21 protein-coding genes and 2 pseudogenes are annotated in these 18,562 nt (G+C 72.7%); 4 read left to right on the forward strand and 19 right to left on the reverse strand.

Annotated elements, in window-relative coordinates:
- Window positions 1-35 precede the first annotated feature (35 nt).
- From ASG83_RS01205 to rpsB, 4 genes are all read right to left on the reverse strand, one after another.
- Window positions 36-932 carry a DMT family transporter gene (locus tag ASG83_RS01205; RefSeq protein ID WP_055856144.1) on the reverse strand — a complete coding sequence of 299 codons (897 nt, stop codon included), beginning with the start codon at window positions 930-932 and terminating at the stop codon, window positions 36-38.
- Window positions 929-1,639, reverse strand: a complete 711-nt coding sequence (gene pyrH, locus ASG83_RS01210; protein WP_055856148.1) for a UMP kinase — start codon at window positions 1,637-1,639, stop codon at window positions 929-931. Before pyrH ends, ASG83_RS01205 begins: the two co-directional genes overlap by 4 nt.
- A gap of 110 nt (window positions 1,640-1,749) precedes the next feature.
- A complete protein-coding gene (gene tsf, locus ASG83_RS01215; protein WP_055856150.1) occupies window positions 1,750-2,577 on the reverse strand; it encodes a translation elongation factor Ts in 828 nt (275 codons plus the stop codon).
- Window positions 2,578-2,608: 31 nt separating this feature from the next.
- Window positions 2,609-3,592, reverse strand: a complete 984-nt coding sequence (gene rpsB, locus ASG83_RS01220) for a 30S ribosomal protein S2 (protein WP_055856153.1) — start codon at window positions 3,590-3,592, stop codon at window positions 2,609-2,611.
- Between the two features lie 250 nt (window positions 3,593-3,842).
- Between rpsB and ASG83_RS01225 the strand changes: the two genes are divergently transcribed.
- Complete coding sequence (locus ASG83_RS01225; protein ID WP_055856156.1) at window positions 3,843-4,382, forward strand: murein hydrolase activator EnvC; 540 nt, start codon at window positions 3,843-3,845, stop codon at window positions 4,380-4,382.
- Window positions 4,383-4,463: 81 nt separating this feature from the next.
- Here the strand turns inward: ASG83_RS01225 and ASG83_RS01230 are convergent, their stop codons facing one another.
- Together ASG83_RS01230 and ASG83_RS01235 are read right to left on the reverse strand one after the other, a co-directional pair.
- The gene (locus ASG83_RS01230) at window positions 4,464-5,387 is read right to left on the reverse strand and encodes a tyrosine recombinase XerC (RefSeq protein WP_235459978.1); all 924 of its coding nucleotides are present in this window, start codon (window positions 5,385-5,387) and stop codon (window positions 4,464-4,466) included.
- A gap of 77 nt (window positions 5,388-5,464) precedes the next feature.
- Entirely contained in the window at window positions 5,465-7,612 is a 2,148-nt protein-coding gene (locus ASG83_RS01235) for an MMPL family transporter (RefSeq protein WP_055856159.1), read from the reverse strand.
- Window positions 7,613-7,714: 102 nt separating this feature from the next.
- Here ASG83_RS01235 and ASG83_RS01240 point away from each other — a divergent pair, with 102 nt between their 5' ends.
- A complete protein-coding gene (locus ASG83_RS01240) occupies window positions 7,715-8,284 on the forward strand; it encodes a MarR family winged helix-turn-helix transcriptional regulator (RefSeq protein WP_156710904.1) in 570 nt (189 codons plus the stop codon).
- Here ASG83_RS01240 and ASG83_RS01245 read toward each other — a convergent pair.
- The 8 genes from ASG83_RS01245 to rplS all read right to left on the reverse strand — a co-directional run bounded on the left by ASG83_RS01245 (window position 8,281) and on the right by rplS (window position 14,835).
- Window positions 8,281-9,207, reverse strand: coding sequence for a phosphodiesterase (locus tag ASG83_RS01245; protein WP_055859001.1), 927 nt, complete (start codon window positions 9,205-9,207; stop codon window positions 8,281-8,283). The two genes, ASG83_RS01240 and ASG83_RS01245, sit on opposite strands and share 4 nt — an antisense overlap.
- Before the next feature lie 18 nt (window positions 9,208-9,225).
- Window positions 9,226-10,566 (reverse strand): DNA-processing protein DprA, encoded by a 1,341-nt coding sequence (dprA, locus tag ASG83_RS01250; RefSeq protein ID WP_082598993.1) that lies wholly within the window; start codon window positions 10,564-10,566, stop codon window positions 9,226-9,228.
- Window positions 10,566-12,098, reverse strand: a complete 1,533-nt coding sequence (locus ASG83_RS01255) for a YifB family Mg chelatase-like AAA ATPase (RefSeq protein ID WP_055859003.1) — start codon at window positions 12,096-12,098, stop codon at window positions 10,566-10,568. Before ASG83_RS01255 ends, dprA begins: the two co-directional genes overlap by 1 nt.
- Window positions 12,098-12,448, reverse strand: a complete 351-nt coding sequence (locus ASG83_RS01260) for a YraN family protein (RefSeq protein ID WP_055856163.1) — start codon at window positions 12,446-12,448, stop codon at window positions 12,098-12,100. Before ASG83_RS01260 ends, ASG83_RS01255 begins: the two co-directional genes overlap by 1 nt.
- A gap of 108 nt (window positions 12,449-12,556) precedes the next feature.
- Complete coding sequence (locus ASG83_RS01265; protein ID WP_055856165.1) at window positions 12,557-12,880, reverse strand: DUF2469 family protein; 324 nt, start codon at window positions 12,878-12,880, stop codon at window positions 12,557-12,559.
- Between the two features lie 10 nt (window positions 12,881-12,890).
- Entirely contained in the window at window positions 12,891-13,565 is a 675-nt protein-coding gene (locus ASG83_RS01270) for a ribonuclease HII (RefSeq protein ID WP_055856166.1), read from the reverse strand.
- A gap of 2 nt (window positions 13,566-13,567) precedes the next feature.
- A complete protein-coding gene (lepB, locus tag ASG83_RS01275) occupies window positions 13,568-14,350 on the reverse strand; it encodes a signal peptidase I (protein WP_055856169.1) in 783 nt (260 codons plus the stop codon).
- 137 nt (window positions 14,351-14,487) lie between these two features.
- Entirely contained in the window at window positions 14,488-14,835 is a 348-nt protein-coding gene (rplS, locus tag ASG83_RS01280; RefSeq protein WP_055856171.1) for a 50S ribosomal protein L19, read from the reverse strand.
- Window positions 14,836-15,051: 216 nt separating this feature from the next.
- On the opposite strand from rplS, the gene ASG83_RS01285 reads away from it, so the two are divergent.
- Both ASG83_RS01285 and map read left to right on the forward strand, forming a co-directional pair.
- Window positions 15,052-15,723, forward strand: coding sequence for a TetR family transcriptional regulator (locus ASG83_RS01285; protein ID WP_162242498.1), 672 nt, complete (start codon window positions 15,052-15,054; stop codon window positions 15,721-15,723).
- Window positions 15,723-16,490, forward strand: coding sequence for a type I methionyl aminopeptidase (gene map, locus ASG83_RS01290; RefSeq protein ID WP_055856178.1), 768 nt, complete (start codon window positions 15,723-15,725; stop codon window positions 16,488-16,490). Before ASG83_RS01285 ends, map begins: the two co-directional genes overlap by 1 nt.
- Window positions 16,491-16,496: 6 nt before the next feature.
- Here the strand turns inward: map and ASG83_RS01295 are convergent, their stop codons facing one another.
- From ASG83_RS01295 to ASG83_RS12990, 5 genes and pseudogenes are all read right to left on the reverse strand, one after another.
- Window positions 16,497-16,982 carry a hypothetical protein gene (locus ASG83_RS01295; RefSeq protein WP_055856181.1) on the reverse strand — a complete coding sequence of 162 codons (486 nt, stop codon included), beginning with the start codon at window positions 16,980-16,982 and terminating at the stop codon, window positions 16,497-16,499.
- Between the two features lie 2 nt (window positions 16,983-16,984).
- Entirely contained in the window at window positions 16,985-17,668 is a 684-nt protein-coding gene (trmD, locus tag ASG83_RS01300) for a tRNA (guanosine(37)-N1)-methyltransferase TrmD (protein WP_055856184.1), read from the reverse strand.
- Between the two features lie 9 nt (window positions 17,669-17,677).
- Entirely contained in the window at window positions 17,678-18,346 is a 669-nt protein-coding gene (rimM, locus tag ASG83_RS01305) for a ribosome maturation factor RimM (protein ID WP_082598995.1), read from the reverse strand.
- A gap of 6 nt (window positions 18,347-18,352) precedes the next feature.
- A pseudogene (locus tag ASG83_RS12985) lies at window positions 18,353-18,451 on the reverse strand (RNA-binding protein); the annotation flags it as partial.
- Window position 18,452: 1 nt separating this feature from the next.
- Window positions 18,453-18,562 (reverse strand): annotated as a pseudogene (locus ASG83_RS12990) (RNA-binding protein); the annotation flags it as partial.

Here is an 18,562-nt window from a genome sequence, read left to right on the forward strand (position 1 = left end):
TTCGTGGGTCGGTGTCGAGTGTAGTGGGCGGTCGCTCAGCCGGCGGCGAGCAGCGCCACCCCGGCGACGACCACCGCACTGCCGATCAGGCGCTGGGCGGGGTGCGGCTCGCGGAACAGCAGCCAGCCCGCGAGCGCGATGAGCACGACGCTCGCCTCCCGGGCGGGGGCGACGATCGCGACCGGCGCGTACGCGTAGGCGACGAGCACGAGGACGTACGCGACCGGTGAGAGGATGCCCACCGCGACGATCGCGGGAGCGTGCCGTCGCACGGCCCGCGCTGTCGCCGCCGGGCTCGAGACGAGCCACGGCGCGAGGATCGCGAGCTGCACGACCAGCGAGCCCCAGAAGTAGCCGACCGGGCTCAGGGCCGCGACGGTCACCGCCACGGCGTCGAGCACCGTGTAGCCGGCGATGAGGACGCCGACGGCCGCGCCGAGCGCGACGCCGACGGCGCGGCGGTTCCGGCCACGGGCATCCGTCGCCGAAACGGACGGCGCGGACCCACGCGCCGGGCGGGAGCCCGCGAGGCCGATGACGACGACGCCCGCGATGACGACCGCCGCACCGGCGAGGGCGATCGGGGCCGGCCGCTCGCCGAGCACGAGGACGGCCGCGACGACGCTCAGCAGCGGGCCGGTTCCGCGCGCCAACGGATAGACGACGGAGACGTCCGCGAGCACGTAGGCGCGCTGCAGCAGGAGGAAGTACCCGCAGTGCAGGGCGCCGCTCGCCGCCACGAGGCCCGCGAGAGCGGGACGATCGGCGAGAGCGGGCAGCAGCGCGGGAGCCCCGGCAGGGGCGAGCAGGACGGTCGAGAGCGCGACCGTGAGCGCGACGAAGCGGACGCCCGCAGCCGGGGAGGCCTTGAGGACGACGTTCCATGCCGCGTGGGCGAGCGCTCCCCCGGCGACGAGGAGCGCGGCGATCACGCCGAGACGCGCGTGCCGATGCGCTCGCCGCGGATGGCGCGCGCGATGTTGCCCTGGGGCTCCATGCCGAAGACGATCATCGGCATACGGTTGTCCATGCAGAGGCTGAAGGCGGTCGAGTCGACGACCTTGAGGCCCTTGACGAGCGCCTCCTGGTAGGTGATCTCGTCGAGCTTGTGGGCGCCGGGGTTCCGGCGCGGGTCGTCGGAGTAGACGCCGTCGACGCCGTTCTTCGCCACGAGCACCTCGTCGGCGCTGATCTCCAGAGCGCGCTGCGCCGCGACCGTGTCGGTCGAGAAGTAGGGCAGTCCCGCACCGGCGCCGAAGATCACGACGCGGCCCTTCTCGAGGTGGCGCTCGGCGCGCAGCGGGATGTACGGCTCGGCGACCTGCGTCATCTGGATGGCCGACTGCACGCGCACCTGCGCGCCGGCCTGCTCGAGGAAGTCCTGCAGGGCGAGCGCGTTCATGACCGTGCCGAGCATGCCCATGTAGTCGGCCCGACCGCGATCCATGCCGCGCTGGCTGAGCTCGGCGCCGCGGAAGAAGTTGCCGCCGCCCACGACGATCGCGACCTCGACGTCCTTCGCCGCCTCGGCGATCTCGCGCGCGATCGCGCCGACGACGTCGGGGTTCACGCCGAGAGAGCCACCACCGAACGCCTCACCCGAGAGCTTGAGCATCACACGTCGGCGGCGTTCGGTCATGAGGTCCTCTGTTTCCGTGGGGGATGTCGTTGTCAGGGTAGTGAAGAACCGGTCGCGCATGGGAACGGGGTCCGGATCGCTCTCGCGTTCCGGACCCCGTTCCATCAGTGCTAGGCGCCGACCTTGAAGCGGGCGAAGCCCGTCACGGTCAGACCCGCGTCCTTCAGGACCTGCGCGACCGACAGCTTGTTGTCGCGCGCGTAGTCCTGCTCCAGGAGCGCGACCTGCTTGAAGAAGGCGCCGACGCGACCCTCGACGATCTTCGGCAGGGCGGCCTCGGGCTTGCCCTCGTTGCGCGAGATCTCCTCGACGATGCGGCGCTCGTTCTCGACGGCCTCGCTCGGCACCTCGTCGCGCGACAGGTACTGCGGGTCGGCGAACGAGATGTGCTGGGCGATGCTGCGCGCGGTCTCCGCGTCATCGCCCGTGTAGGCGACGACGACGCCGACCTGCGGCGGGAGGTCCTTGTTGGTGCGGTGCAGATAGACGGCGAACTTCTCGCCCTCCACGCGCGCCACGCGACGCAGCTCCATCTTCTCGCCGATGATCGCGGCCTCGTCGTCGATCGCGGCGGCGACGGTCGTGCCGTCGACGGCGGCCGCGAGGCCCTCCTCGACGGTCGACGCGCCGGCGCCGGCGACGGCGGCGAGCACCTTGTCGCCGAGGGCGACGAACTTCTCGCCCTTCGCGACGAAGTCGGTCTCGCACGCGAGCTCGATGAGCGTCGCGGCGCCCGCGGCCTCGTGCGCGGCGATGAGGCCCTCGCTCGTGGAGCGGTCGGCGCGCTTCGCGTTGCCCTTCGCACCCTTCAGGCGCAGGATCTCGACGGCCTTCTCGACGTCGCCGTCGGCCTCGACGAGAGCATTCTTGGTGTCGACCATGCCGGTGCCGAGGCGCTCGCGCAGGTTCTTGACGTCTTCCAGGCTGAAATTGGCCATGGATGGACTCCTTCTCGTGTCTCGGGTCGTGTTACGGAGCGGGCGTCGCGGCGGGCGTCTCGGCCTCGGCGGCCGGAGCCTCCTCCGCGGCGGGCGCGTCGGCTGCGGGCGCCTCGACGGGCGCCTCCTCCGCGGCGGCCTCGGCCGGAGCCTCGGTCGACTCGGCAGCGGGCGCCTCGGCGGCGGCCTCCTCGGCGGGAGCCTCCTCGGCGGGGGCGGCCTCGGCGGCGGGGGCCTCAGCAGCGGCGGCGCCCTGCTCGAGCAGCTCGCGCTCCCACTCGGCCAGCGGCTCGACGGCGGAGACGTTGCCCTCGGCCTCGGGCTTCTGGTGCTTGCGGATGAGACCCTCGGCAGCAGCATCCGCGATGATGCGCGTCAGGAGCGCGACCGAGCGGATGGCGTCGTCGTTGCCCGGGATCGGGTACGCGAGCTCGTCGGGGTCGGCGTTCGTGTCGAGGATGCCGATCACGGGGATGCCGAGCTTCTTGGCCTCGTCGATCGCGAGGTGCTCGCGCTTGGGGTCGACGACCCACATGGCGCTCGGGGTCTTCGTGAGGTTGCGGATACCGCCGAGCGACTTGTGCAGCTTGTCGAGCTCGCGCTTCTTGATCAGCAGTTCCTTCTTGGTGAAGCCCTTGGTCGTGTCGTCGAAGTCGAGCTCCTCGAGCTCCTTCATGCGCGCGAGGCGCTTCGACACGGTCTGGAAGTTGGTCAGCAGACCACCGAGCCAGCGCTGGTTGACGTAGGGCTGACCGACGCGCGTGGCCTGCTCGGCGATCGACTCCTGCGCCTGCTTCTTGGTACCGACGAAGAGGATCGTGCCGCCGTGGGCGACCGTCTCGGTGACGAAGTCGTAGGCCTTGTCGATGTAGGCGAGCGACTGCTGCAGGTCGATGATGTGGATGCCGCTGCGCTCGGTGAGGATGAAGCGCTTGACTTTCGGGTTCCAGCGGCGGGTCTGGTGCCCGAAGTGCACGCCGCTGTCGAGCAGCTGGCGAATGGTGACGACGGCCATGGCCGTACTCCTTCTGTTCTCAGTTGTCGCCCCGCCCGACGGGAGGGGCCCTGGTGCCCGGCGCTGCCCCCGACCCGCGCGACGGCTCCCCGCTTCCGGGGCGTCGTTCGGGACTGATGGGGGTGTGCGCTGTGGTGGGCACGCGAAGTCAGCCGGACATGCCGACTGCGTAGGCCAGCATATCACCGCTCCCCCGCCCCGGCCTCGGCCGTCGCGCTCTCCCCCGATCGCCGCGAACGGGGGGTGCGGGATGCCCGCATCGCCCACGATCGTCGGCATGCGCCTCCGACTCCTCGCCTCCGCCGCCGCGCTCGCGCTCCTCCTCTCCGGGGCCTCGCCGGCCTCCGGGGTGCCACAGGCCTCCGGGGTCTCGCCGGCCGACCCCGGCTGGGAGTGGCCCATCGACGGACCGCGCGTCGTGGAGCGTCCGTTCGTAGCCCCGCCCACCCCGTACGGCGCGGGCCACCGGGGGGTCGACCTCCGCGCGCAGGGCGCAGAGGCGACCGTGCGGGCGGCGACCGGTGGGGTGATCCACTTCGCCGGAACGGTCGTCGATCGCGGGGTGGTGACGATCCGCTCGGGGCCGCTGCTCGTCACGGTCGAGCCGGTGAGCCCGTCGGTCGCGGTCGGCGAGGTCGTGGCGGCCGGCGACCCGATCGGCGTCCTCGAGTCCGGCCACTGCGCGGCGGCGTGCGTGCACCTGGGCGTGCGCGAGGCGGGCGTCTACGTCTCGCCCCTTCGATGGCTGGGCGGGCTTCGGCGGGCCGTGCTGCTGCCGCTCGAGCGGTGAGCGCCCGGGCTCGGCCGGCACGGCCGCCGCCGCGCGCAGCGGCCGTCACCGCGCGCAGCGGCCGTCACCGCGCGCAGCGGCTCACGCGCGCGGGTGCGCCGTGCGATACGCCTCCGCGAGCCGTTCGGCGCTCACGTGCGTGTAGATCTGCGTGGTGCCGAGACTCGCGTGGCCGAGGATCTCCTGCACCGCACGGAGGTCGGCGCCGCCGTCCAGGAGGTGCGTCGCGGCCGTGTGCCGCAGCGCGTGGGGTCCGGCCGGACCGCTGCCCGGCAGCTCGGCGAGGAGTCCGGCGACGAGGGAGTAGACCCCGCGCGTCGACTCGCGCGCCCCCCGGGCGCCGAGGAACAGCGCGGTGCCCGATCGCGGGCCCGCGATCGCGGGGCGGGCCCGCTCGCGGTAGGCGTCGAGGGCGCGCCGGGCGGGCATCCCGAACGGCACGATGCGCTCCTTGGCTCCCTTGCCCATGACCCGGACGGTGCGGCGGGCGTCGTCGACGTCGCCCAGGTCGAGGCCGACGAGCTCACTCACGCGCAGCGCGCTCGCGTACAGCAGCTCGACGATCGCTCGGTCTCGGAGGGCGATCGGGTCGCCGGTCGCGGCCCGGGCGTCGAGCCCGTCGAGGACCCCATCGATCTGGCCACGGCTGAGAACGCGCGGCAGATGGCGGTCGGCGCGCGGGGCCCGCAGCCGGGCGCCGGCGTCGGCGGGCGCCCGGCCCGTCCGGGCGAGCCACGCCGTGAACCCGCGCACGGTGGAGGTGCGTCGGGCGAGCGTCGAGGCGCCGAGCCCGGCCGCGTTCTGCTGCCAGACCCACTCGCGCAGCAGCTCCAGATCGAGGAGGGCCGGATCGGGCTCCGCCCCGCGCTCCTCGACGAAGGCGGCGAGCGTCACCAGATCGCCCCGATAGGCACGGACCGTGTGGGGCGAGGAGCCGCGCTCGAGCTCGACGGAGCGCACGTAGGCGTCGATGGCCTCGTCCAGGGCGCTCACCCGCTCGTGCACTCCCCCAGCATGCGCCCTCGTACGAGCCCCCGCGACGGCGACAGGCCGGGACGGGGGCTCGCGACGACGGACGGGGCTCAGCCGGCGGCGACGGCCTCGCGCTCGGTCGGCGGGGCGTCCCCTGCGACCGCATCGGGCATCCGCTCGGCCTGGCCGTTCGCGCCGCGCGCGGCGGCCTCGGCGTCGGAGAGCTCGGGGCGGCGCGGCCACCAGAAGCGATCCCTGGCGATGAAGGCCATCGCCGGCACGATGACCGTGCGCACGAGGAGCGTGTCGATCAGGACGCCGATGCAGACGATCACGCCGACCTGGGTGAGGGTGATGAGCGGCAGCACGCCGAGCACCGCGAACACCGCCGCGAGCAGGATTCCCGCGCTCGTGATCACGCCGCCGGTGGCCGCGAGGGCGCGCACCATGCCCTCGGACGTCCCGAGCCTCGGGACCTCCTCCTTGGCGCGCGTGACGAGGAAGATCGAGTAGTCGACGCCGAGTGCGACGAGGAACAAGAAGCTGAACAGCAGCACGTTCGTGTCGACGCCGGGGAAGCCGAAGACCGTCTCGAACAGGATCGAGCCGATGCCGACCGCGCTGAAGAAGCTCGCCACGACGGCGAGCAGCAGCAGGACCGGAGCGAGCAGCGAGCGGAGGAGCACGATGAGCACGGCGAGCACGAGCACGAGGATGAGCGGGATCACCAGGTTCTGATCGCGCTGCTGGGCATCGCGCAGGTCGAGGCCCTCGGCGTCGATCCCGCCCACGAGACCGGAGCCGTCTCCGAGGTCGTCGAGCGCCAGCCGCAGATCTGAGATGATCGCGAACGCCTCCTGGCTCTCGGGGTCGGCGTCGAGCACGACGTCGAGCTGCGCGATGTCCTCATCAGCGGGCCCGGGTCGCACCTCGACCACGCCGTCGACCTTCGCGAGGCCCTCGCTCACCTCGGCGACGTCGTCGACGGGGACGATCACGGACGCGGGCGCGGTGCTGCCCGCCGAGAAGGCCTCCGCGAGGCGCTCCTGACCGAGGACGGCCTCGGGCTTGACGATGAAGCGATCGTTCTGCGAGAGCCCGACGTTGAGGGTCGTGAGCCCCGAGGCGAAGGCGCCGAGCACGGCGAAGCCCGCGATCGCGACGATCACCGGGCGCTTGCTGACAGCCCGGCCGAGCCTGCCCCAGGGGCTGCGCGAGATCGTGTCGGGGGTGCCGTAGCGGGGCACGAGGGGCCAGAAGAGCCAGCGGCCGAACAGCACGAGAGCGGCGGGCAGCACGAGCAGCGCGTAGGCCATCGCGACGACGATGCCGACGGCGCCGGCGAGTCCGAGCGAGCGGTTGCCCGAGAGCTCGCCGAACAGGAGGGTCGCGAGCGCGAGCGCGACGGTCGAGCCGCTCGCGATGATCGCCGGGCCGGCGCCGCGCAGGGCGACCGCCATGGCCTCGCGGCGATCCTGGTGGAGTCGCAGCTCGTCGCGATAGCGGGCGATGAGCAGGAGCGCGTAGTTCGTCCCGGCCCCGAAGACGAGGACGGAGAGGATGCCTGTGACCGAGCCGTCGAGGGTGATGCCGGCGGCATCCGCGACCAGGCGTGCGGCGATGCCGGCGATGAAGTCGGCGATGCCGACGACGGCGAGGGGGACGATCCAGAGGATCGGGCTGCGGTAGGTCACGATGAGCAGAACCGCGACGACGAGCGCCGTGACGCCGAGCAGGACGAAGTTGGCGCCCTCGAACACGGCCGAGATGTCGACGAGGAAGCCCTCGGCTCCCGTGAACCACACCTCGATGCCGTCGGGGAGACCGTCGGCGGCGATGGTGCGGATCTGCTCGGCCCGCTCGGCCTGGACCGAGACGCTCTCCTCGATCTCCAGCGGCACCGCCACGAGTGCCGTGGTGCCGTCCTCCGACACTGTCGGCGGCGGGACGACGCCGTCGAGCGCGATGTCACCCAGCTCGGCCGCGCGCTCGGAGATCGCGGCGATGTCGTCGGCGCTGAGCTCGCCGCTCTCGCGACCGAAGACCAGGATGCCGCTCGTGGAGTCGTCATCGCGGAACTGCTCCTGCAGCGTCGCCGCTCGGATCGACTCCGCCGAGTCGGGAAGGCCCACCGGCGGTGCGGAGTCGGCGGACTGATACCCGGCGATCACGACGAGCGCGACGGTCGCGGCGATCCCCGCGAGCAGCACGATCCAGGACGTTCGGGCGGCGGTGATGAAGCGCGAGATCGCGATCATGAGGCTCCTCGACGGGGTGCCGCACGGTCGGCGGCGGGGGACGGACTTATCTCGATCATCAAGATATTAGATCATCAAGCAATATAGCCGTAGAATGGCCGCGTGAGCGAATCGGTCGAGCAGCCCCCCGGCTCCGTGCCGCCCGCGGCCGCCGCGCAGCCGCCCGGCGCCGGGAGCTCGCACGCCGCGACGCTCCTACTGCGCGAGCTCCTCGACGTCACGGAGGACTTCGAGCGCTCCCTCGGCGATGACCTCTCCGTCAACCCGACCGATCTCAAGGCCATGCAGCACCTGATCGTGGCCGGCGCGCTGAGCCCCACCGCGCTGGCCGAGCGACTCGAGCTGTCGTCGGGCGCCGTCACCACCGTGATCGATCGCCTCGAAGGGCTCGGGCATGTGCGTCGCACCCCGAATCCCGACGACCGACGCGGCACTCTCGTGGTGCCCGAGCGCGCGTCGGTCGCGCGGGCGATGGGCCGGATCCTGCCGATGGTGAGCGAGGTCGACCGCACCATTCACGCCTTCGACGAGCAGGAGCAGGCCGTCATCACCCGGTATCTGGAGCGCGTGGTCGCGACCTACCGCGGCCACGCCGGCGCGTCCGACAGGACCCGCTCGTGGCGCGCGGATGCCCCGCCGCCGCCGAGCGCGGGCGCGAGCCCGACCCGCTAGCCCGCGGAGCTCGCCGCCTCGTTGAGGTTGAGGTGAGAGCTCTTGCTGGAGAGCTGCTCGAGCCGGACATCCGGGTCCATGCCCTCGATCATGGGCCGGTAGTCGCTCGAGAAACCCGTCGCCTCCGGGTGCGTGGCGAGCGGCACCGTCGAGCTGACGACGACTTCGTCGTAGACGTGGACGAGGTCGAACGACTGGCCGCCGTCGACCCCGGAGAGCAGCCGCCCGGCGTCGGCGCCGAGGTCGAGGGTGTAGCAGGTCGCGGAGGCGACGTGCACGGGAATGCCCGCGAAGGTCGAATGGGTCGAGTAGTGCAGGTGGCCGCCGAGGATGGCGCGGACGTCGGTGCCACGCACGACCTCGGCGAGCTCGTCCTGCCGGTGCAGCTCGAGCACCGCCATGACCTCGAGCGGGGTCGGCACGGGCGGGTGGTGCAGGGCGAGGATGCTGCCGAGGGGCGCGGGCTCCGCGAGGACGCCTCGCAGCCACTCGAGCTGCGCGGGCTCGAGCTCGCCGTGGTGGTACCCCGGCACCGTGGTGTCGAGGGAGATAACGCGCAGGCCTGCGATGTCGTGCACGCGGTCTTGAGGGCGGTCGCTCGGCTCCTCGTCGAGCAGCAGGGAGGAGTACGCCGCGCGGTCGTCGTGGTTGCCCATGACCCACACGAGCTGAGCGCCCATGCGCCGGATGACCGGCTCGACCGCCGCGCGGAGGCGCCGGTAGGCGTCGGGCTCGCCGACGTCGGCGAGGTCGCCGGTGAACACGACCGCGTCGGGCGCGACCGACGAGGCCTCGAGCCGCTCGAGGGCCACGCGCAGGCGATCCTCGACCGGCACGGAGCCGTAGAGCGGGCGGCCCTCGCCGAGGAGGTGCGTGTCGGAGAGGTGCGCGATGACGCGCGACGCGGGTGGATGCTGGCCCATCTGGATCACGCGAGCAGGCTACTCCTTCGCCGTGAACGCGGTTCGCGTTCTCCCCGGTTCCGCGCACCTCACCCAGCCGTCGACCTTCGCGGCGACGCGGTCCTCGAGCGCGAGGACGCCGAGCACGCTGCGGATCCGCGCCGAGGACTCGCCCACCGCGCGAGCGAGCTCGTCGACGGTCTGGGCACGGCGCGGTCGGAGCGCGTCGAGCACTCGCGTGACCATGCCGTCAGGGTCGGGGGCGGCGCGAGGTGGGCCGTCGGCGTCGCCGGCGACATGACCTCCCGCGCCGTGACCTAGACCGAGCCCGAGACCCCCGTGCAGCAGCTCCATCTGCTCCGCAACGCCGGTGATGCAGACGACCGGGCCCTCGCGCAGCATCGCGTGGCACCCGGCGCTCGAGGCGCTGGTCACGGGGCCGGGGACGACTCCGACGGGCCGGCCGAGCCCGAGAGCGTGGCGCGCCGTGCTCAGCGCCCCGGACCGGAGCCCCGCCTCCACGACGACCGTGGCCCCGGCGAGCGCCGCGATGCTCCTGTTGCGCTGCAGGAACCTCCAGCGCGTCGGCGCCGTGCCGCACGGCGCTTCGCTCACCACGACCCCCTGCTCGGCGATGCGGGTGAGCAGCGCCTCGTGGCCGGCCGGGTACAGGCGGTCCACACCCCCGGCGAGCACGGCGATCGTGTCGCCGCTCGACGCGAGCGCGGCGCGATGGGCCATCCCGTCGATGCCGTAGGCGCCGCCGGAGACCACCGTCGCCCCCTGTCGAACGGCGCCGGCGGCGAGCTCCATGGCGATGTGCTCGCCGTAGCCGGTCGCCGCCCGAGCGCCGACGAGCGCGACGCCCTGCCGCGAGAGCAGACCCGCCTCGCCCCGCGCCCACAGGGCGATCGGTGCGCACTCGCCGAGGTCATCGAGCGCGATCGGCCACTCGGCATCGTCGGGGATGACCAGTCGGGCGCGCACTCGGGCCGCAGACTCCAGCGCCCGGACGAGATCCGACTGACGTCGGCGGGGCAGCCATCGACCGAGAGCGCGCTCCGCGGCGGCCCCGGCGAGCTCGCCGTCGGTCGCGGCGGCGATCGTGGCCGGGGCGGGGCTCTCCAGGAGGAGGCGCGCCGCCTCCACCGCGCCGACGGCGCCGATCAGGACTCCCGCGGCGCCGTCCCCCGGCTCGACGATGACGCTCCACAGCGCTCGCGCCAGCACCTCGTCGCGATCTGCCCCTGCCTCGTGGGCGGCTCCTGCGCCGTCGCCGCCGTCGCCTCCGCCGCTCGACGCGCGCTCGAGCGCATCCTCGCGCCCCACGCCGCGCAGCAGAGCCGCGACGGCGCTCTCGGGCAGGCCCCAGTCGATCATCAGATCCCCTTCCGCAGGAACAGCGCCCGACCCACGTGGTCGGCGCGCGGGCGGTCGTCGCCCTCGAGGTCGGCGATGCTCCACGCCACGCGGAGCACGCGGTCGTAGCCGCGCATCGTCAGCCCGCCGCGCTCGAGGGCGCGGTCGAGCGCGGCGCGGTCGGGTGGCGCGAGGCGCCAGCGCGGGCTGCGCAGCGGCGTGCCGGGCACGTGGGCGTTGAGCGACCAGCCCTCGGCGCCCCAGCGCTCGCGGGTGCGGGCGCGAGCGGCGACGACGCGAGCGCGGGCCTCCGCCGTCGTGAGGGCCCCACCCTCGGCGCCCGTGAGCTGGACGGCGCCGACGCGACGCACGGTGAGCCGGAGATCGACGCGGTCGAGCAGGGGCCCGGAGAGCCGCGCGAGATAGCGTCGCCGCGCGTGGGGAGTGCACGTGCACTCGGCGTCGCCGGTGCCCGCCTGCCCGCATGGGCACGGGTTCGCGGCCAGGACGAGCTGGAAGCGCGCGGGGAAGCGCGCGACCGACCGAGCGCGGTGGATGGTGATCTCACCCGTCTCGAGCGGCTGACGCAGCGCGTCCAGAACCGCGGAGGGGAACTCCGGCGCCTCGTCGAGGAAGAGCACCCCGTGGGCGGCGCGCGAGATCGCGCCGGGGCGCACGAGCCCGCTGCCTCCGCCGACGAGCGAGGCCGTGGTCGCGCTGTGGTGCGGCGCCTCGAGGGGCGGGCGCGTCACGAGGCCCTCGCCGACCCCGAGCCCGGCGAGCGAGCGGACCGACGAGACCTCCACCGCGGCGTCGGCGTCGAGGTCGGGCAGCAGCCCGGGCAGTCGCGACGCGAGCAGGGTCTTCCCCGCCCCGGGCGGCCCGAGCATCATGAGGTGGTGGCCGCCGACCGCAGCCACCTGCAGCGCCTCGATCGCCTCGGGGTGGCCGATGACGTCGGAGAGATCGCCCTCGCTCGAGCGGGACTCGACGACCGGCGGCGACGGGATCGGGGCGACCGGCTCGGCCGGCGGGTCGATGTCGGCGCCGTGGACGGCGAGGACGTCGCGCAGCGTCGCGGCGGCGATGATGCGGATGCCCGGCACGAGCTCGGCCTCCGCCCGGTTGCCCCACGGCACGACCACGAGCCGCGCCCCGGCGCGCTTCGCGGCGAGGACCGCGGGCAGCACGCCCGCGACCGGGCGCAACCGGCCGTCGAGCCCGAGCTCGCCGATGTGCACGGTCTCCGCGACGTGGTCGAGCGCGAGCACCCCCGTCGTCGCGATCGCGGCCACGGCGATGCCGACGTCGAACGCCGAGCCGTGCTTGGGCAGCGAGGCGGGCGAGAGGTTGACGGTGACCCGTCGGGCGGGCAGCTCGACCCCCGAGTTCGAGGCGGCCGACCGCACCCTGTCCTTCGCCTCGCCGAGGGCGGTGTCGGGCAGCCCGATGATGGTGAAGGCAGGCAGCCCGTTGGCGAGGTCGGCCTCGATCTCCACGAGCGATCCGTCCACGCCGGTGAGGGCGACGGCCCGCGTGCGCGCGACGGGCATCAGCACACCTGCCGCACGTGCTCGATCGTGATGCCGTCGCGGCCCGCGATCACGGCGACGGCGTCGATGCGAACCCGCCCGCCCGGCTCGTGCTCGGCGCACCACGCACCCGCGAGCCGCCGCAGCCGGGCGAGCTTGACGGGCGTGATCGCGTCGAGCGGGTGCCCGAAGCCCAGCCCCGCTCGCGTCTTGACCTCGACGATCACGGTCGTCGCGGCATCCCTCGCGACGATGTCGATCTCGCCGGCGGAGCAGCGCCAGTTGCGCTCGACGATCTCGTAGCCCTGGTCGGTCAGGTGGTCGACCGCGAGCTGCTCGCCCGTGCGACCCAGTACGTCCTTGCGTGCCATCGGTTCCTCCTGGCAAGGAGGATGGCCGGGCATCCGCACCGGCGAGGCGGGCGGTGCGCGATCAGGGGCGAGCGCGCCGGAGGGCGGCGATGGGGAGGAGCGGCGACGCTACTCGTCGAGCGCGAGCTCCTTGGGGAGCTTGAGCTCCTTCTTACCGAGCTCCTCGACGTTGACGTCCTTGAAGGTCAGCACCTTGACGCTCTTGACGAAGCGATCGCTGCGGTAGACGTCCCACACCCACACGTCGGTCAGCGTGAGCTCGAAGAAGAAGTCGCCGGCGACCTCGCGCACCACCTGGGTGACCTCGTTGGCGAGGTAGAAGCGCCGCTCGGTCTCGACCACGTACTGGAACTGCGAGACCACGTCACGGTACTCGCGGTACAGGGCGAGCTCGACCTCGCGGTCGTAGTCCTCGAATTCGTCGTCGTCCATCGCACGCAGTCTAGACCGAGATCGGCAGGGTCACCGTGGCGGGCGGCACCGAGCGCAGCCAGGTGCGGCGGTGGCGCTCGGTCGCTCCGTGCTCCGCGATCGCCGCGAAGTGGCCCGCGCTGCCGTAGCCCTTGTTGCCGGCCCACTCGTAGACGGGCCAGCGCTCGTGGTCGGCGATCATGAGCGCGTCGCGGTGCTGCTTCGCGACGACGGATGCTCCCGCCACGGCCGCGCAGTCGCGATCGGCCTTGACGCGCGTGATCACCCGCGGCGGCGAGACGAGCGCGGGGGTGAGCCAGTCATGGCTGCCGTCGAGGATGACGGAGGCGGCGGCCACGTCGACGCCCTGCTCGAAGAGCCGGATCAGCGCGCGGCGCCCCGCCAGGCCCAGCGCGGCGACGATGCCGAGGGCGTCGACCTCGGCCGGCTCGGCCTCGCCCACGGCGACCGCGAGCGCCCAGGAGCGGACGAGCGGCTCGACCGCGGCCCGGCGAGAGGCGCTGAGGAGCTTTGAGTCGCGCAGGCCCGCGGGTGCGGCATCCGCCACCGAGACGATCGCGCACGCGCCGACCGCGACGACGCCCGCGATGGCGCCGCGACCGACCTCGTCGATGCCGATGACGACGGGCGCGCCCGCCTCGAGGAGCGAGCGCTCGACGTCGAGCGTGGGGTCGGCGGGAGGCACCGCTACTCGGCCGGCACCTGGGCGTCGCCGACGCCGTCGAAGACGAGCGGGTAGTTGTCGAGCCAGGTCCAGCGGTCGATAGGCCAGCTGATGACGACCGCGCGCCCGACCACGTCGTCGAAGGGCACGAAGCCCTCGGTGAACGTGTCGCGGTTGTAGCGCGAGTCGGCGGAGTCCCACCGGTTGTCGCCCATGACCCACAGCGAGTCCGCGGGGACCTCGGCCTGGAAGTCGTCGGCGCTCACGGCCGTCGACCCGGCGGGCAGGCGCACGTAGGGCTCCTCCAGCGGCACGCCGTTCACGCTCATCTGGCCGAGGTCGTTGCAGCACACGACGCGGTCGCCCGGCAGCCCGATGACGCGCTTGACGAGGTGCTCGTCGCTGTCGGGGGCCGAGATGCCGACGATCGCGCCGAGCCAGTCGAGGGCCGCCTGCAGGGGCGGCGCCTCCGGCTGCGGAGCCGGGTTGAGCCACCCGCCCGGGTCGCGGAACACGACGACGTCGCCGCGCTCGATCGGCACGACCTCGGGAACGAGCTGGTTGACGATGATGCGGTCATTCCGCACGAGCGTGTTCATCATCGAGTCGCTGGGGATGTAGAACGACCGGATCAGGAAGGTCTTGATGAGGAAGGAGATCAGCAGGGCGACGCCGACGATGATGACCACGTCGCGCAGGAAGAGGAGGATCCCGCGCCGACGACTCGTCCGTGCGTCGACCGTCTGCGCGGTGGCGTCGGAGGGCGGGGATGCCGCGTCCGTCGGCTGCGCTGCGTTCTCTGTCATGACTCCCCTGTGCCTCGCGTCCAGTCTAGGCGGCGCTCGGCTCTCGATTCCGATCGAGGCGCGCCGGGCATCCCGATGAGACGACGACGGGCTCCGTCGGAGACCGACGGAGCCCGTGTCGAGAGTCGCTCGACAGCCTAGCTGTCGCGCTTCTCCTTGATCTTGGCCTTCTTGCCGCGCAGACCGCGCAGGTAGTAGAGCTTCGCGCGGCGGACGTCGCCACGGGTGACGACCTCGATGTGGTCGATGACCGGAGAGTGCACGGGGAAGGTGCGCTCGACGCCGACCTGGAAGCTGACCTTGCGGACGGTGAAGGTCTCGCGGACGCCCTCGTTCGAGCGGCCGATGACGACGCCCTGGAAGACCTGGATGCGCGAGCGGTTGCCTTCGACGATGTTCACGTGCACCTTGACGGTGTCGCCGGCGCGGAAGTCGGGGATGTCGGTGCGCAGGCTGGCCGCGTCGACGTGGTCGAGGATGTGCATGGCTGTTCGCTCTCTGCCACCGCCACAGGTCGATCGCGGTAGGAATGGGGTATCCGAAGAGTGGTTCTCGCCCCGTGGAACGACGGCTCCCCTGTGGCAGAACCGTGCCGAGGCACAAAGTGAAATGATGCCATACTGGGCGCCGTCCGGCCAATCCCGCGAGATCCGCGCCCGCCGCGACCCGCCGCGACCGCTTCTGAGGGGGAGATGTCGTCGATGACCGACGAAACGCAGGAACCGACGCTCGCGACCGACAAGGTCGTCATGCGCACCGAGCCGATCCAGCAGCGCAGCGCCGAGCGCATCGAGACCCTCCTCGACGCCGCCGCCGCGCTGATCGACGAGGGCGGCATCGACGGGGTCACGACGAGCGCCGTGGCCAAGAAGTCGAAGAGCTCGGTCGGCGTCGTGTACCGCTACTTCCCCAACATCCAGACCCTCCTCCGCGCGCTCGCGGTGCGCAACATGGACCGCTACGTCGAGCGGGTGCAGGAGAACGTCGCGAGCTCCCCGCCCGGCCCGTGGAGCTCGTTCGACCGGACGCTCGACATCTTCATCGAGATGAACCGCGACGAGCCCGGCTTCCGCGCGCTGCGGTTCGGCGACGTCATCGACCAGCGCTTCCTCAACCCCGAGCTCAGCAACAACTCGATCCTCGCCCGCGAGTTCGCCCGCCAGATCGGCGAGACGTACGACTTCGAGCCCGACGACGAGGTGGTCTTCCACGTCGAGGTCGCGATCGAGATGGCGAGCGGGCTGCTCGGTCGCGCATTCCAGCTCGACAAGGACGGCGACGAGCGCTTCATCGAGGCCACGCGCCGCCTGTGCACCGACTACCTGACCACGAACATCCCGCTGCCGGCCGAGCAGCCCCAGCCGAGGTCCTGATGATCGAACTGAGAACCCCCGACGAGATCGAGCAGATGCGCCCCGCCGGACGCTTCGTCGCGAGCGTGATCGAGGCCACGAGCCGCGCCGCCGCGGTCGGCGTCACCCTCCTGGAGCTCGACGCGCTGGCGCACGAGATGATCCGGGCCGAGGGCGCGGAGAGCTGCTACATCGACTACCACCCCTCCTTCGGCGGCTCGCCGTTCGGGAAGGTCATCTGCACCTCCGTCAACGACGCCGCCCTGCACGGGCTCCCCTTCGACTACGCGCTGCGCGACGGCGACGTGCTCTCACTCGACTTCGCGGCCTCCGTCGGCGGCTGGGTGTGCGACTCGGCGACGACCGTGATCGTGGGCACTCCCCGCGACGAGGATGCCCGGCTCATCGCCACGACGGAGCGCGCGCTCGCGGCGGGCATCGCGGCCGCGAGGCCCGGCAACCGCATGGGCGATGTCTCGGCCGCGATCGGCGACGTCGCGCACGACGCGGGTCTGCTGGTCAACCTCGATTTCGGCGGGCACGGCGTCGGCCGCACGATGCACGGCGACCCGCACGTACCCAACGACGGCCGCGCCGGACGCGGGCTCAAGCTCAAGGCGGGCCTCGTGATCGCGATCGAGCCGTGGTTCATCCACGACACCGACGAGATCTACACCGACGCCGACGGCTGGACGCTGCGGAGCCGCACCGGCGCGCGCGCCGCCCACGCGGAGCACACCGTCGCGATCACGGCCGACGGCCCGCTCGTGCTCACCGCCCGCGGCTGAGCCCGCTCAGACCCGCGGGGCGACCGAGACGACGCCGCCCGTGCCCGGGTGGTCGTCGAGGTCGGGGCGCGGCTCGCCCCCGAGCTCGCGCGGCGCTCGATGCGCACGGCGCTCGCGCACGGTCGTTCCTGCCATCGTCCAGCACGCCGCGACGGCGCCGACGATGAGCAGCGGCCACAGCAGGAAGCCCAGGAGCAGGGCGCCGGGCTCGAGCGAGGTGAGGGCGAGCAGGCCCGCGATGAGGAACTGGCCGGTGACGAGGATCTTCTCGACCGTGGTCAGCCGACGAGGCCGCCGACCCATCACCATCGTCTGATTGACGATCATCGACAGCGCCAGCCCCGGGTAGACGAACGAGGCGGTGATGAGCGCCTGGACCGAGGGGATGAGGTCGGTGCGATCGGCCGCCTGGAAGGCGGTCGCAGCGGCGAACCCCGTGAGGGCGAGGGCCGCGATGAGGGGTTGCGCGAGCATCCAGATCCGCTCGCCCATGGTCACTCCCCGCCGATCAGGTCGGGTCTGACCCGGCGCGTGCGCTCGAGCCGCTGCTCGTGGCGCCACGCGTCGACCGCGCCGTGGTTCCCGCTCAGCAGAACGGGGGGCACGGCCCGATCGCGCCACACGGCGGGCTTGGTGTAGCTGGGGTACTCGAGGAGGCCCGACTCGTGGCTCTCCTCCTCCAGGCTCGCCGGGTTGCCGATGACACCGGGCACGAGTCGGCCGACGGCCTCGATGATCGCCATGGCCGCCACCTCCCCGCCGTTGAGCACGTAGTCGCCGAGGCTCACCTCGTGAACCTCGATGCGGTCAGCGTAGTGCTCGATCACCCGCTGGTCGATGCCCTCGTAGCGCCCGCAGGCGAAGACGAGGTGCCCGCGCGTCGCGAGCTCGCGGGCCGTCGCCTGCGTGAACGGATGCCCGGCCGGGCTCGGAACGATGAGCGTCGAGCGCTCCGTCACGAGGCCGTCGAGCACCTCGCCCCAGGGCTCGGGCTTCATGACCATTCCGGCACCGCCCCCGTAGGGGGTGTCGTCGACGGTGCGGTGACGGTCGTGGGCGGCGTCGCGCAGATCGTGCACGCGCACCTCGATGAGCCCGGTCTGGCGCGCCTTGCCGAGCAGGGACACGTCGAGGACCCCGAAGAACTCGGGGAAGATCGTGACAATGTCGACGCGCACGGCTCGAGCCTAGAGCTCGCGCTCCTCGGGCTCGGCGGCGTCCGCCTCGTCCGCGCCCGCGTGCTGCGGCGCATCCTCGTCCTGCGGCTCCGGCGCGTCGACCGGCGCGGCCGCCTCCTCCGGGAGGTCCTCCAGGAGCCCCGGCGGCGGAGTGATGGTGACGACGCCGGCGGCGATGTCGACCGCGGGCACGATCGCCGACACGAACGGGACGAGCACCTCGCGCTCGCCGGTGTCGATCACGAGGAGGTCCTGCGCCGGGAAGTGCTCGACGCGCACGACGCGGCCGACCTCGTCACCGTCGCGCTGCGCGCGCAGGCCGACGAGCTGGAAGTCGTACCAGGCGTCCTCCTCGGGCTCCTCCTCGGCGTCCTGGTCGATCCAGAGGATGGCCTTGACGAGGGACTCGGCGGCCGTGCGGTCGGCGACGCCCTCGAAGAAGCCGACGGGCTGGCCGTTGTACCAGCGCAGCTCGGCGAGCGTGAGCGTCGACCCGTGCCACGGCGAGCTCGTCGGAACCTGCAGCGTGAAGACGGCCCCTGGCGTGAAGCGTCGGTCGGGGTCGTCGGTGTAGAGCTCGAGCTTGAGGGCGCCCTTGAGCCCGTGCGCCTTCACGAGGCGGCCGACCCGCAGCTGCTGGGTCGACGCGTCGGGGCGGGGGATCTTCACCTCGGCCACGATCGCCTAGGCGTCGGTGTCGACGACGTCGACGCGCACCCGGCGACCGTCGGCGAGCGACGAGATCACGGTGCGCAGGGCCTTGGCGGTGCGTCCGCCGCGGCCNGATGACGCGGCCGAGGTCCTCGGGGTGCACGCGCACCTCGAGGACCTCGCCGCGGCCCGTGCTCTGCGCGACGACAGCGACATCGTCAGGGTGATCGACGATCCCCTTGA

Source organism: Yonghaparkia sp. Soil809 (assembly GCF_001429705.1).
Classification (GTDB): Bacteria; Actinomycetota; Actinomycetes; order Actinomycetales; family Microbacteriaceae; genus Microcella.